Genomic DNA, 13,179 nt, shown 5'->3' with positions numbered 1-13,179 from the left:
CGGGCCCTTTTAGGCTGGAGCGCGCGCGAACGCCACGATTTATGTCATTCGGCGGCCTGTGCCAGCGGGGAACCACCTTTGCGGAAGGCGTCCAGCAGCGCCAGACGCCGCTCGGCGGCGCCGGCTGCGGCAGCATCCTTGACCGGTCCATAGCCTCGCACGCTCAATGGTAATTCGGCCAACTCGCGCGCCAGTCCCATGGTGGCCGGACCGACGGCGGACAGGACTTCGCGCATGTCGCGTTCGAACTCGGCAATCGCCGCGCGCTCGGCCCGACGCTCGGCACTGCGGCCAAAGGGGTCAAGCGCGGTGCCGCGCAGCCCCTTCATGCGTGCGAGCAACCGGAACAACGGCACGATCCAGGGACCGAATTCACGCTTCAACGGACGCCCGTCCGGGTCGCGCCCCGGCAGGAACGGAGGCGCAAGGTGAAAGCCAAGCCGCGCATCACCCTCGAACTCTTCGGCAAGCTGGTCCGCGGTCGTCAAGTGAAGGCGCGCGACCTCGTATTCGTCCTTATAGGCCAGCAGCTTGTAATATCCCTGCGCCACGCTGTCGCGCAGCTCGGGCGGTGCCAGGTTCACCAGTTCACGGAAGCGGCGGGCCAAGGCCTCGTCCTGGTAATCCACCAGCCGCGCCGCGCGATATTCGACGGGGTCCACCACCTCTGCCTGCTCCGTCGGAGCGCGCAGAAGGGCTTCGGCAGCGTCGCGCTCCACCATGGCCCAGCGACCGACCTGGAAGGCGCGCTGGTTTTCGGCAACCTTTGCGCCATTCATCTCGATCGCTTTCAGGATCGCGCTCTCGGTCAGGGGGACCAGTCCCTGCTGCCATGCGGCACCCAGGACCAGCATGTTGGAATAGATGGAATCCCCCAGCAGCCGCAAAGCCAACGTCGAGGCATCAAGGAACGAGACCCGGTCCCCAAGCCGCGCCTGCAGCGAAAGGCGCAGCCGATCCGCGGGGATCTGGAAGTCGCGCTTACGGGTGAACTCACCGGTAATGATCTCGTGATCATTCACGACCGCACCCGTCCGGCCCTTGGTCATCAGGCCGATGGTCTTGGCCCCCGCCGTCACCACAAGGTCGCCACCGATGATGCAATCAGCTTCGCCCACGGCGACGCGGATTGCGCTGATATCCTCGGGGCGGTTGGCAAGGCGCAGGTGGATATGGACAGCGCCGCCCTTTTGCGCCAGCCCCGCCATTTCCATCATGCCCGCGCCCTTGCCGTCGATATGGGCGGCCTGTGCCAGAACCGCGCCGATGGTCACGACACCGGTTCCCCCGACCCCGGTGATGACGACGTTATGCGTGCCGCTGATCGCGGGCAAAGCGGGGGCTGGCAGGTTCGGCAGGTCCAAAGCGGCGGCCTCGGGCTTTTTCAGCTTCGCGCCCCGGACCGAGACGAAGCTGGGACAGAAGCCTTTGACGCAGGAATAATCCTTGTTGCAGCTCGACTGGTCGATGGCGCGCTTGCGTCCCAGTTCGGTATCCTTGGGGACGATCGAGACGCAGTTGGACTGCACCCCGCAATCGCCGCATCCTTCGCAGATGTCGGGGTTGATCCAGATGCGGCGGTCGGGATCGGGGAATTTGCCGCGCTTGCGACGGCGGCGCTTTTCGGCAGCACAGGTCTGTATATAGACAATGGCGCTGACGCCCTTGACCTGCTCCAGCTCCTTCTGCACCGCCAGCATCGAGGCCCGCTCCTCGAACCGCAGGCCCGAGGGGAACTGCGCGCGGTCGATCTCTTCCTTTTCATCATAGACCGCGATCACCGGTGATACGCCCATCGCCTGCAACTCGCGCACAATCTGCTGCGCCGTCAGCCCACCTTCGTTCGGCTGGCCGCCGGTCATGGCCACAGCATCGTTGAAAAGGATCTTGTAGGTGATGTTCGCGCCCGCCGCCTTGGCCGCACGGATCGCCAGAGATCCTGAGTGGTTATAGGTTCCATCCCCAAGGTTTTGAAAGACATGGGGTCTTTTGCTGAACGGCCCCTCGCCTATCCAGTTCGCGCCCTCCCCCCCCATATGCGTGAAGCCGACGGTGTCCCTGTCCATCCACTGGACCATATAGTGGCATCCGATACCGGCATAGGCGCGGGCGCCTTCGGGCAGACGGGTCGAGGTATTGTGCGGACAGCCCGAACAGAACCACGGCGTCCGGGTCGCGATCTCGGGGGCGTTGTCGTTGCGACGCACTTCGGTCAGGCGTTGCAGGCCGGCCTTGATCCCCTCGGTCCCGCGCCCCTCCTCGATCAGGATTCCGCCCAGCTTTTGCGCAATCATCACCGGGTCCAGCGCATAGCGGGTCGGAAACAGCTCTTCCCGCGTGCGGTCATGCTTCCAGCCAAGGACGCGTCGCCCGTGGCGGTTGTCGAAGATCGCCTCCTTGACCTGGATTTCGATCAGCTTGCGCTTTTCCTCGACGACGACGATGACCTCCAGCCCCTCGGACCATTCCTGAAAGGATTTCATGTCCATCGGCCAGGTCTGCCCGACCTTGTAGGTCGAAATGCCCAGCCGGTCCGCCTCGGCCTCATCAATGCCCAGCAGGGACATGGCATGGACAAGGTCCAGCCAGTTCTTGCCCGCCGCGACAAAGCCGATATGCGCACCGGGTTTGTTCCAGACCGGGCGATCGATGCGGTTGGCACGGGCAAACGCCTCGGCGGCGAAGCGCTTGTAGTCGATCATCCGCGCTTCCTGCGCGACGGGCGTATCTCCCAGCCGGATGTTCAGCCCGCCTTCGGGCATGGCAAAATCCGGCGTCACGAACTTCATACGGAAGGGATCGCCATCGACCACGCTAGTGGCCTCGACCGTGTCCTTCATGGTCTTCAGGCCGGTCCACACCCCAGCGAAGCGCGACAGGGCAAAGCCGTAAAGACCGAAATCAAGGATTTCCTGCACGCCTGCAGGAGAAAGGACGGGAATATAGGCATCCACCATGGCCCAGTCCGACTGGTGCAGCACGGTCGAGCTTTCGCCGGTGTGATCGTCACCCATCGCCATGATGACGCCACCATGCTTCGACGATCCGGCCATGTTGGCGTGACGCATCACGTCGCCCGTGCGATCTACGCCCGGCCCCTTCCCGTACCACAGTGCGAAGACGCCATCATGGCGCCCCTCACCCCGCAATTCGGCCTGCTGGCTGCCCCAGATCGCGGTCGCGGCCAGATCCTCGTTCAGACCCGGCTGGAACAGGACCTGCGCGGCCGTCAGTTCCCTTTTCGACTTCATCATCTGCAGGTCGACGCCGCCCAAGGGCGAACCGCGATAGCCGGTGACCAGCCCCGCCGTATCCAGCCCCGCCGCACGGTCTCTCGCCGATTGCATCAGCATCAGTCGAACCAGCGCCTGCGTCCCGTTCAGTAGAACGTGACGCTTCGTCAGATCGAATCGGTCCGCGAGGGAAAAATCCTGCACACTCATCTGGCCCTCCCAAGCTTGATGACTGGTATGGAGGCATTGTAGGTCAGCCTAGCTGACCGATAAAGGATTATCTTGCGCCCTCCCATATTGTCCGGTTGCACCTATATGCTAAGGGTTGCGAAAATTGCATGGCTGATAGAACACGAAAGCAATATTATGGATTGGGACAAGCTTAGAATATTCCACGCCGTCGCGGATGCGGGCTCGCTCACCCATGCGGGCGACGTGCTGCATCTGTCTCAATCCGCCGTCAGCCGCCAGATCCGCGCGCTTGAGGATTCGCTGGGCACCACACTGTTTCACCGTCACGCGCGCGGCCTGATCCTGACCGAACAGGGCGAATTGCTGTTCGAGGCGACGTCATCGATGGTGCGCAAGCTTGACACCACCGCCGCCCGGATACGGGACAGCGAGGAAGAGGTGTTCGGTGAACTCAAGGTCACGACGACCACTGGCTTCGGGACCATGTGGCTGGTGCCGCGGCTGGCCAAGCTTTACGACCGCTACCCCGATCTCAAGATTGACCTGATGCTGGAAGAGCGCGTTCTGGACCTGCCCATGCGCGAGGCCGACGTTGCCATCCGCATGAAGGAACCAGCGCAGCAGGACCTGATCCGGCGGCGGCTTCTGAACATCCGGATGCGGCTTTATGCCACGACCGAGTATCTTGAGCGCGCGGGAACGCCGGAAACGGTCGACGACCTGCGCCCGCATCGCCTGATCTGCCAAAGCCCGCAAACGCCGCAGGTCAGCTCGGGGGCGGTGCTGGTCCAGCAGTTGCTGACGCACAACCTGACCTCGATGCTGATGGTCAACAACTATTTCGGCGTGCTTCAGGGCGTGCTGAACCATGTCGGCATCGGTGTCCTTCCAGATTACCTGACTGCCGACTTCCCGAATCTGACCCGCGTCCTTCCCGAGATCGAGTCCGGCGAGGTTCCTGTTTTCCTGGCCTTCCCCGAGGAATTGCGCACCTCGCGCCGCGTCACGGCCTTCCGCGATTTCGTGCTGGAAGAGATCCAGTCGATCCGTCGCCTACAGTCGGAAACCGATCTGTGACGGGTCCAGCGTTCCCCTGCGTCATGGGCGTGTCGGACAGCCATTCGTTAACTGCATATCCGGCATGTCATATCTGCGGCCTTTCATCCTTGAATGGTTCGCTTACTGCACATATCTGAGGCTGCGAAGGAGATGGTTTGAGGAAACTCTCATCACCTTCAACCTCCCTGTTGGACTTAGGCCGGGCTTTATGCCCGGCTTTTTTTTGCCCATTCTGCAGCGACCGCCCGGACCGGAAAACAAGCCTTTGGCTGGCCATCCGCATCATCCTTGACCGATGCTGCGCGCGGCCCCTTTCCTAATGCCCCGCCGCCGCTTAAAAGGCCCCGAAATCCGGGGAAAAGGGCGCGAAAATGAACGAACCGCAGATCACCGAAGACCTCATCGCCGCGCATGGGCTGAAACCCGACGAGTATCAGCGCATCCTTCAGATCATCGGACGCGAGCCGACCTTCACCGAGCTTGGCATCTTCTCGGCCATGTGGAACGAACATTGTTCCTATAAATCCTCGAAAAAATGGCTGCGCACTCTGCCCACCACCGGGCCGCAAGTCATCTGCGGCCCCGGCGAGAACGCGGGCGTCGTCGATATCGGCGACGGTCAGGCCGTGGTCTTCAAGATGGAAAGCCACAACCACCCGTCCTATATCGAGCCGCATCAGGGTGCCGCGACCGGTGTCGGCGGCATCTTGCGCGACGTGTTCACGATGGGTGCGCGTCCGATCGCCGCGATGGACGCATTGTCCTTTGGCTGTCCCGAACACCCCAAGACCTCGCATCTGGTCAAGGGCGTGGTCGAGGGGATCGGCGCCTATGGCAACGCCTTTGGCGTGCCGAACGTGGGCGGCGAAGTGCGCTTCCACCAATCCTATGACGGCAACTGCCTCGTGAACGCCTTCGCGGCGGGTCTGGCCGATGCCGACAAGATTTTCTACTCGGCGGCGTCGGGCGTCGGCATGCCCGTCGTCTATCTGGGTGCCAAGACCGGCCGCGACGGCGTCGGCGGTGCGACCATGGCCTCGGCCGAGTTCGACGACACGATCGAGGAAAAGCGCCCGACCGTGCAGGTCGGCGACCCCTTCACCGAGAAATGCCTGCTCGAAGCCTGCCTCGAACTGATGCAGACCGACAGCGTGATCTCGATCCAGGACATGGGTGCTGCGGGTCTGACCTGCTCGGCCGTGGAAATGGGCGACAAGGGCGGCCTCGGCATCAAGCTGAACCTCGAGGCCGTGCCGCAGCGCGAAGCCAACATGACCGCCTATGAGATGATGCTGTCCGAAAGCCAGGAGCGGATGCTCATGGTGCTCAAGCCCGAGAAAGAGGCAGAGGCTCGCGCCATCTTCGTGAAATGGGACCTCGACTTCGCCATCGTTGGCGAGACCATCGCCGAGGACCGCTTCCTGATCCTGCACCATAACGAGGTCAAGGCCGACCTGCCGTTGTCGAAACTGTCCTCCAGCGCGCCGGAATATGACCGTCCGTGGGTCGAGACCCCAACAGCCGAGGCGCTGCCCGCCTTGCCCGCGATCACGCCCATCTCGGCGCTGAGGGCCCTGATCGGCTCGCCCAGCTATGCCCACAAGGCGTGGGTCTGGGAGCAATATGACACGCAGGTCGGCGCCGACACCGTGCGCCGCCCCGGTCTGGGCGCCGGCGTCGTGCGCGTCCATGGCACCGAAAAGGCGCTGGCCTTCACCAGCGACGTGACGCCGCGCTATGTCAAGGCAAACCCGTTCGAGGGCGGCAAGCAGGCCGTGGCCGAGGCTTACCGCAACCTGACCGCCTGCGGCGCGCTGCCGCTGGCGACGACCGACAACCTGAACTTCGGCAACCCCGAAAAGCCTGAGATCATGGGTCAGCTCGTCGGCGCGATCAAAGGCATCGGCGAGGCCTGCGCCGCGCTCGACTTCCCGATCGTGTCGGGCAACGTCTCGCTTTACAACGAGACGGATGGAAAGGGCATCCTGCCGACCCCGACCATCGGCGGCGTCGGTCTGATCGCCAATCTCGAAGACCTGATCGCGGGCCTGCCCTCTGCGGGCGATGTCGCCATCGTGATCGGCACCACTGTGGGCCATCTGGGCCAATCCGCCCTCGCGGCCGAAGCCTTCGGGATCGAGGCGGGCGATGCCCCCCATGTCGATCTGACCGCCGAGCGCAAGCATGGCGAGTTCCTGCGCGCCAATGGCAAGCTTTTCTCGGCTGCGACCGACCTGTCGGATGGCGGCCTTGCACTGGCGGCGTTCGAGATGGCCGAGGCCGCAGGTCTGGGCCTTGCGCTCGACTCGTCGGATATTGCCCAGCTCTTCGGCGAGGATCAGGCCCGCTATCTGGTCGCGGCGACCGAAACCAATGCCGGAAAGCTGGCCGAAGCCGCGACGGCAGCGGGTGTGCCAGTCGCCGTCGTGGGACGCTTTGGGGGCGAGACCGTCACCTTTGGGACCGATGCCGCGCCGCTGACCGAACTCTCAGCACTTTATCGCGACGCCTTCGTCGAGCAACTGAACCTCGCCATCGCCTGAACGTACAAAGGCCGGGCCAGGTGCCCGGCCTTTCCTTTGTCGCAATGGCCCTTGGCGCGCGACCCTGCTAGCCTGCCCGCAATTGAAAGGACCCCCTGACATGAGCGGCTGCGCCTGCGGACATCACCACCCCCATCACCATCATGCACCGGCCACTGGCGGGGCCGAGATCGCGCTGTCGCGGCCGCTGGTCGCGCTGTCGGGACGGCTGACCTGCGCGGACATGGCGCAAATGATGCTGGCGCTGGACCTGCTGCCCGATCATGTGAAGCTGAGCCGGGCCGAGCCGGGGAACCTGCGCTTCGATCTTGCCCAGACCGAAGATCCGCTGGTCTGGCGTCTGGACGAACTTTTCGCCGATGCCGAGGCCTTTGCCGCGCATCAGTCCCGCACCGCGGCCAGCGACTGGGGCCAGCGCAGCCGGGATATTACCCGCGCCTTTGAACGGACAGAGACCCTGCCCCGCATTCGTCCCGAACACCCGCTTGAGGCCGCGGCAATTTCGGAACTGCTGCGCCAGTCCTTCGGTGGCGGGGACGAGGCGCGGCTGGTCGAAATGCTGCGCGATCAGGACGATCTGACGCTGTCGCTGGTCGCTGAAGCGGCGGGCTGCATCCTTGGACATGTCGCGCTGTCCCCGCTGCAGGCGGAAGGACCGGCGCTAGCCCTTGCCCCCGTGGCCGTCCACCCGGCCGTGCAGAGGCGCGGGATCGGGGACGCGTTGATCCGCGCGGCGTTGGCCGCGGTTCCGGGGCATACGATCGTGGTGATGGGCGATCCGGCCTATTATGCCCGCTTCGGCTTCCAGCCGGTGGACCTGGGCTCGCCCTATGCCGGACCCTATCTGATGGCACTGGGCCCGGCGCTGCCCAAGGGCAGCGCCATCACCCATGCAAGGGCCTTCTCGGCGCTTTAACCGGCCTGCGGTTCGGGATCCGCCTGCATGGGTTCGGCCGCCCTTGGCAGACGCAGGCGGACGCGTTTCACGCGGCGGGGATCGGCATCGATGATCTCGAACTCGACGCCGCTTTCATGGGGGACGACCTCTCCCCTGACCGGAACGCGACCGGTCAGCATGAAGATCAGCCCGCCCAGCGTGTCGATCTCCTCCTCTTCCGAGGAAAGCCGCAGTCCGGTTTCAGCCTCGACCTCCTCAAGCGGGGCACGGGCTTGCACCAGCCATTGACCGGGTTGCTCCAGCATCAGCAGGCCGCCGTCGATCTCGTCATGCTCGTCCTCGATCTCGCCGATAACTTGCTCGATCAGATCCTCGATGGTGACGACGCCATCGACCCCGCCATATTCATCGATCACCATCGCCATGTGGATGCGTTTCTGCTGCATCTGCTGCAGCAGCACGCCGATCGGCATTGAAGGCGGGACGTAAAGCAGCGGACGCAAAAGCGGGCGCAGCGCGAATTTGGCGGGCGTCGCGGCACCGAAGCCGTATTTCAGCGCCAGATCCTTCAGGTGGATCAGGCCCAGCGGGCTGTCCAGCGTGCCCTTGAAGACCGGGATGCGCGAGAACCCGTGCTCGCGAAAGATCTCGACCAGTTCCGGCAGCGTCGAGGTGACCGGAACAGCCACGATTTCCGCCTTGGGCACCGCAACGTCATCGACGCGCAGTCGCCGCAGGTTGACCATGCCAAGCGCGGTCTTGCTGGGGCCCTTTGCCCCCGCACCCTGCGGGGACGAAGGCTCGCTTTCGGCTTCACCTCCGCCGAAAGCACCAAGGATACGGCCAAGAAAGCCGCGCGATTGCGGAAGATCCCGCCCGTCACCGCCGACGCCATCCGCCCAAGAGGCCGGGTCCGCGGAAACGGGGGTGTCGGGACTTCGATCGTTGCTCATGTTTCCAGTTCCAGATAGGGGTCAGGTATGCCAAGGCTGGACAGGATCGACCGCTCGGCATCCTCCATTGTCTCTGCATCCTGATCGTCGATATGATCATATCCCGCAAGATGCAGGATAGCATGGACCAGCAGATGGGTTGCATGGTCGGCAAAGGGCTTGCCCTGCGCCTCGGCCTCGCGCCAGCAGGTATCGAACGAGATCGCGATATCGCCCAGTTCGTCGACCTCGGGCAATTCGGGAACCTCGCCCGGCGCACGCAGGTCGAATTCGATCGCGGGCCAGCTCAGCACGTTGGTGGGGGTCGGCTTGTCGCGGAACTCGGCATTGAGGCCGGCAATGCGCGCATCGTCGCAGCCCATGACCACGATCTGGAAATTTTCCAGCCCCAGCCAGGAACCGACGGCGCGCGCTGCGCGCTGCGACATGCCCAGCAGATCGGCATCGTCCCAGCGGGCGTCCTCGATCACAAGATCGACGATGCCCGGACTTTGCTCGTCATGCGCGAAGTGATCAGACATCCGCCTGTCCCCCGGTCGTCGCGACAAAGCGCGGTTCCCGGCGCGGGATGCGCTGTCCGCGTTCGTCGAATGCTTCGCCGCGTGCCAGCGCCGCCTCGGCTTCTGCATCATAGGCCTCGATGATGCGCGCGACCAGAGAATGGCGCACGACGTCCTTGGCGGTGAAATAGCTGAAGCTGATGCCCTTGATATCCTTCAGGATCTTCTCGGCATCGACCAGACCCGAATGGATGCCGCGCGGCAGGTCGATCTGCGTGCGGTCGCCCGTGATGACCATGCGAGAACCTTCGCCAAGACGGGTCAGGAACATCTTCATCTGCATGGTGGTGGCGTTCTGCGCCTCGTCCAGCACGACGAAGGCGTTGGACAGCGTCCGCCCACGCATAAAGGCCAGCGGTGCGATCTCGATCCGCTTTTCTTCCATCAGCTTCTGCATCTGCTTCGAGGGCAGAAAGTCGTTCAGCGCGTCGTAAAGCGGCTGCATGTAGGGATCGACCTTTTCCTTCATGTCGCCCGGCAAAAAGCCAAGACGCTCGCCCGCTTCGACGGCGGGGCGGGACAGGATGATCTTGTCGACATGGCCGCCGATCAGCATGGTGACCCCGACCGCGACCGCGAGATAGGTCTTGCCCGTCCCGGCCGGACCGATGCCGAAGGCCAATTCGTTCGCGAACAGGTTGCGGACATAGTCCTTTTGCGCTTCGGTCCGGGGCTCGACGGTCTTCTTGCGGGTGCGCAGCTCGATATGGCCGGTCTGGAACATCTCAAGCTGCTCGGCCGGCGTCATCGGCTCCTGCGGCTGTTCAACGCCCATGCGCAGCGCGGCCTCGATCTCGGGCAACTCGACATGGCGACCCTGTTCAAGGCGGGCATAAAGTGCCCGCAGCACCTGCGCAGCCTCGGCCTGCGCATCGGCGGGGCCGACAACGGAAAGCAGGTTGCCGCGGCGGAGGACATGAACCTTCAGTGCCTCCTCGATCCGCGCCAGGTGACGGTCATGAGGGCCGCACAGATCGATCAGCAACCTGTTGTCGTGGAATTCCAGCAGGGTTTCGCCGGCAGTGGTGGTCGCGGGGGCAGTCGGGGAAAGACCCAAATTCGTCTCCGGTCAGGTCAGGAACACAATCTTCATGGTTGCAACTGCGCGGGATTCGCACAAGACCCCGTTCCGAGATGACGCGGATCTGCGCAGGCGCTGGTGCATATATAAGCATTCATGCGCCGGCTTGCGACCCCGGCACAAGGGCCCGACCGGCGATGAAATCCCGCAGGTATTCATCCTCGGCCGCATCCATGTCCGAAACCGGCCCCTGCCAGCGGATGCGCCCGCGATCCAGCAACGCCACGCGGTCGCCGATGCTGCGCACCGAACTCATGTCATGGGTAATGGTGATCGCGCTGGCGCCGGTCTCATCCACGATGCCGCGGATCAGGGTATTGATGGCAGCGGCGCGGATCGGGTCCAGCCCGGTTGTCGGCTCGTCAAAAAAGATCACGTCCGGATCCGCGGCGATGGCACGGGCCAGCCCGGCGCGCTTTCGCATCCCGCCCGACAACTCGGCCGGGTAAAGATCGGCGACCTCGGCGCCAAGGCCCACCCGGGCCAGCTTGTCCAGGGCAACCGCCCGCGCCCTTGCCTTCGGCATCTCGCGCAGCAGGCGAAAGGCGACGTTGCGCCAGACCGGCAGGCTGTCAAACAGCGCGGCGTTCTGGAACAGCATCCCGAAGCCCTGCATGAAGGTGGCGCGCTGATCGGCAAGCGGCCTGCCGTTCCACAGGATCCGGCCTGCATCCGGCCGTTCAAGGCCAAGAATCGACCGCAGCAGCACCGATTTCCCGGTCCCCGAGCCGCCGATGACGACAAGGCTTTCGCCCCTCGCCAAAGTCAGGTCGATGCCGTCCAGAACCCGCTTTGGCCCGAAGCTTTTGGTCAGGCCCTGCACCTCGATCATCAGAAGAACAGCCCCGTCAGAACGAAATTCGCAGCCAGGATACCGACCGAGGCCGCGACAACCGCGTTCGTGGTGGCGCGCCCCACCCCGGCTGCCCCATTCCCGGCATTCATGCCGAACCAGCAACCTGACAGTGCGACGACGAAACCGAAGAAACCGCCCTTGATCAGTCCAGAGACCACATCCCAGCCTTCAAGATAAGCCCAGCTGTTCGACAGATACGTGACCGAGTTGAAGCCAAGCGCGTTGACCCCGATCAGCCAGCCGCCCATGATCCCGATCACGTCACCGACCCCGACCAGCACCGGCAGGGACAGGATCGCCGCCCAAAGCCGGGGCGAGACCAGCCAGCCGACCGGATCCGTCGACAGCGTCACCAGCGCATCGACCTGTTCGGTGACGCGCATCGTTCCAAGCTCTGCCGCGATCGAGCTTGCAACGCGCGCCGCAACCATCAGCCCGCCCAGGACCGGGCCAAGTTCACGCGCCATGCCGATGGCGACGATCGCAGGCACCACGTCCGAAGCCTGGAACCGCTCGCCCCCCGAATGGATCTGAAGCGCCAATGCCGCGCCGGTGAACAGCGCGGTCAGCCCGACGACGGGAAGTGACAGCCAGCCGATATGCAGGATCTGGCGCAAAAGCTCGGCCGGATGCGCGCCGACGCGCGTCAGGCCCTGCGCTGCAAAGATGGAAACCCGGCCCGTGGTCCGGGTCAGCGTCATCGCAGCCCTTCCGATCAGCCGGACTGGCGTCACGAATAAGTCCGTGCGTAGCGTTGCCCCAGCGAGGTCAGGATCTCGTATCCGATGGTTCCCGACAGGTCGGCCAAGGCATCGATCCCCTGCGCCGCGTTCAGGATGGCAAGCTTTTTCGGAATGTCCGGCAGGTCGGTGACGTCAACGGTGATCAGATCCATCGAGATGCGGCCCACAACCGGGCAGGCGCGCTCACCCGCCCAAAGCCGCAACTCGCCTTGACGCGCGAGTGCCCGCGCCAGCCCGTCGGCATAACCCGCTGCGACGGTCGCGACGCGCGAGGGCCGCTTCGCGGTCCAGCTATAACCATAGCCTACGGATTCCCCGGCCTTGACGTCGCGTGTCTGGATCACCGGCAGATCAAGGCTCAGGACCGGGCGCGCCTCGGCAAAGGGCAGACCGCCGTACATGCCGACGCCTGGCCGCACGATGTCAAAATGGTAATCCGCACCCAGAAGGATTCCACCAGTCGCCGAAAGCGAACGCGGAACGCCGGTTCCGTCGGTCATCGCGCGGAACGCGGCCAGCTGTTCGGCATTGGCAGGATGTTCGGGTTCGTCGGCGCAGGCCAGGTGCGACATCAGAAGGCTGGGGCCAGCCGCCAGCGCTTCGGACCGGATCGCGGCCCATTCGCCCGGCTCCAGCCCCAGCCGGTTCATGCCGGTATCAAGCTGCAGGCCAAACGCGCCGCGCGGCCGCAGTGCACGGTCGCGGAAAAACTGCTCGGGGCTGTTCAGAAGCGGGATCAGGCCCGTCAGATCCTGGCCTTCCATGTGCCCGGACAGGACGAAGATGCGGGCGTCATCGCCCAGCAGGGGACGCAGGGCGCGCCCCTCGGCCGCCAGGGCGACGAAGAACTCGCGCACTCCGGCCTCGTAAAGCGCCGGCGCGACCCGCGCCGCGCCAAGCCCATAGGCGTCCGCCTTGACCACCGCCGCCGCGCGCGCACCGGGCGCCCGCTCGGCCAGCGATTTCCAGTTGGCCTGAATGGCCGAAAGATCGATGCTCATTCCCATGTGCAGCGGCATGGCCCGTGGCCCGGCTTTCGTCAAGGGCTTTACATTTTGCTG

Annotated in this window: 10 protein-coding genes; 3 read left to right on the top strand and 7 right to left on the bottom strand. The window is 64.3% G+C overall.

The genetic code is table 11. The features are described 5' to 3' along the window. Positions 1 to 44 precede the first annotated feature (44 nt). Positions 45 to 3,443 carry an indolepyruvate ferredoxin oxidoreductase family protein gene (locus tag RM190_RS04680; RefSeq protein WP_390907942.1) on the bottom strand — a complete coding sequence of 1,133 codons (3,399 nt, stop codon included), beginning with the start codon at positions 3,441 to 3,443 and terminating at the stop codon, positions 45 to 47. Positions 3,444 to 3,599: 156 nt separating this feature from the next. Between RM190_RS04680 and RM190_RS04675 the strand changes: the two genes are divergently transcribed. The 3 genes from RM190_RS04675 (at position 3,600) to RM190_RS04665 (ending at position 7,943) form a co-directional block, all read left to right on the top strand. Further along, positions 3,600 to 4,502, top strand: coding sequence for a LysR family transcriptional regulator (locus RM190_RS04675; protein ID WP_311758245.1), 903 nt, complete (start codon positions 3,600 to 3,602; stop codon positions 4,500 to 4,502). 353 nt (positions 4,503 to 4,855) lie between these two features. Continuing rightward, a complete protein-coding gene (purL, locus tag RM190_RS04670; protein ID WP_311758244.1) occupies positions 4,856 to 7,027 on the top strand; it encodes a phosphoribosylformylglycinamidine synthase subunit PurL in 2,172 nt (723 codons plus the stop codon). A 100-nt stretch (positions 7,028 to 7,127) separates the two neighbouring features. Further along, positions 7,128 to 7,943 (top strand): GNAT family N-acetyltransferase, encoded by an 816-nt coding sequence (locus tag RM190_RS04665; protein ID WP_311758243.1) that lies wholly within the window; start codon positions 7,128 to 7,130, stop codon positions 7,941 to 7,943. On the opposite strand, the gene RM190_RS04660 is transcribed toward RM190_RS04665, so the two are convergent. From RM190_RS04660 to alr, 6 genes are all read right to left on the bottom strand, one after another. Then, complete coding sequence (locus RM190_RS04660; RefSeq protein WP_311758242.1) at positions 7,940 to 8,878, bottom strand: hemolysin family protein; 939 nt, start codon at positions 8,876 to 8,878, stop codon at positions 7,940 to 7,942. The two genes, RM190_RS04665 and RM190_RS04660, sit on opposite strands and share 4 nt — an antisense overlap. Then, positions 8,875 to 9,399, bottom strand: a complete 525-nt coding sequence (gene ybeY, locus RM190_RS04655) for an rRNA maturation RNase YbeY (RefSeq protein WP_311758241.1) — start codon at positions 9,397 to 9,399, stop codon at positions 8,875 to 8,877. Before ybeY ends, RM190_RS04660 begins: the two co-directional genes overlap by 4 nt. After that, positions 9,392 to 10,495, bottom strand: a complete 1,104-nt coding sequence (locus RM190_RS04650) for a PhoH family protein (RefSeq protein ID WP_311758240.1) — start codon at positions 10,493 to 10,495, stop codon at positions 9,392 to 9,394. Before RM190_RS04650 ends, ybeY begins: the two co-directional genes overlap by 8 nt. A 118-nt stretch (positions 10,496 to 10,613) precedes the next feature. Beyond that, entirely contained in the window at positions 10,614 to 11,351 is a 738-nt protein-coding gene (locus RM190_RS04645; protein WP_311758239.1) for an ABC transporter ATP-binding protein, read from the bottom strand. After that, positions 11,351 to 12,109, bottom strand: a complete 759-nt coding sequence (locus RM190_RS04640) for an MlaE family ABC transporter permease (RefSeq protein WP_311758238.1) — start codon at positions 12,107 to 12,109, stop codon at positions 11,351 to 11,353. Before RM190_RS04640 ends, RM190_RS04645 begins: the two co-directional genes overlap by 1 nt. Further along, positions 12,106 to 13,125 carry an alanine racemase gene (gene alr, locus RM190_RS04635; protein ID WP_311758237.1) on the bottom strand — a complete coding sequence of 340 codons (1,020 nt, stop codon included), beginning with the start codon at positions 13,123 to 13,125 and terminating at the stop codon, positions 12,106 to 12,108. The genes RM190_RS04640 and alr overlap by 4 nt, the downstream gene beginning before the upstream one ends. Positions 13,126 to 13,179 lie beyond the last annotated feature (54 nt).

Origin of the sequence: Paracoccus broussonetiae, assembly GCF_031854425.1 — a bacterium.
Classification (GTDB): domain Bacteria; phylum Pseudomonadota; class Alphaproteobacteria; order Rhodobacterales; family Rhodobacteraceae; genus Paracoccus; species Paracoccus broussonetiae.
The sequence above is the reverse complement of the archived record's forward strand: the minus strand, read 5'-3'. Positions and strand labels throughout refer to the sequence as shown.

Coding starts and splice junctions, on each gene's coding strand:
- purL (WP_311758244.1), top strand. CDS start 4,856: ATGAACGAACCGCAGATCACCGAAGACCTCATCGCCGCGCATGGGCTG.
- RM190_RS04660 (WP_311758242.1), bottom strand. CDS start 8,878: ATGAGCAACGATCGAAGTCCCGACACCCCCGTTTCCGCGGACCCGGCC.
- RM190_RS04665 (WP_311758243.1), top strand. CDS start 7,128: ATGAGCGGCTGCGCCTGCGGACATCACCACCCCCATCACCATCATGCA.
- ybeY (WP_311758241.1), bottom strand. CDS start 9,399: ATGTCTGATCACTTCGCGCATGACGAGCAAAGTCCGGGCATCGTCGAT.
- RM190_RS04675 (WP_311758245.1), top strand. CDS start 3,600: ATGGATTGGGACAAGCTTAGAATATTCCACGCCGTCGCGGATGCGGGC.
- alr (WP_311758237.1), bottom strand. CDS start 13,125: ATGGGAATGAGCATCGATCTTTCGGCCATTCAGGCCAACTGGAAATCG.
- RM190_RS04645 (WP_311758239.1), bottom strand. CDS start 11,351: ATGATCGAGGTGCAGGGCCTGACCAAAAGCTTCGGGCCAAAGCGGGTT.
- RM190_RS04680 (WP_390907942.1), bottom strand. CDS start 3,443: ATGAGTGTGCAGGATTTTTCCCTCGCGGACCGATTCGATCTGACGAAG.